The 542-nt window shown below is 77.5% G+C and carries 1 pseudogene; it reads left to right on the top strand.

Features of this window, described 5'->3' with window-relative positions:
• Positions 1-305 (top strand): annotated as a pseudogene (locus GTW40_RS30475) (zf-HC2 domain-containing protein); the annotation flags it as partial.
• Positions 306-542 lie beyond the last annotated feature (237 nt).

Here is a 542-nt window from a genome sequence, read left to right as displayed (position 1 = left end):
AGCGGCGCCGCGCCACGGCCCCGCTGCTCGCCCAGGGCACCGGACAGCTCGGCCAGACACCCGCGGCGCCCACCTCCGTCTCCGCGCCCCTGCTGCCCGGCCTGCCGGCACCGGCCGACGGGCGGGCCCAGGACACCGTGCGCGACCTCGCCCTGCCCCAGGCCGCCTCCCCGCTGATACGCCCGCTGGACGAGATCACCCCGTTCTCCGTCAACTCCCCCGCTCCCACGACCGCCTGGGCCGCGGTCCCGGGCCCCTCCGCCGCCCCCGCCCCCGTCGCGTCCCCCGCCCGTCAGGCACCCTGACACCCCCTGCGCCGCCTGCGGCGAACCTGGTTGAATCCTGTAAAGCCGTGCCCGGAGCGCTGGACCCCGGGCACCGCCAGGGGATCGAGCCGCGCGGTCACCACCGACACGCGTGGCCGCGAACAGCCGTGGGGAGAGCATGAACGAGGGCAACCCGCCGTACGTCCCGCAGGGCGAGCGCGAGGAACGGCCGGAGGGAACGGGGGCGCCTGCGGCTGGGCTTGGCGGGGTGGAACC

Origin of the sequence: Streptomyces sp. SID4985 (assembly GCF_009863025.1) — a bacterium.
Lineage (GTDB): Bacteria > Actinomycetota > Actinomycetes > Streptomycetales > Streptomycetaceae > Streptomyces.
Note: the sequence above shows the minus strand (reverse complement) of the source record. Positions and strands in the feature narration are given on the sequence as shown.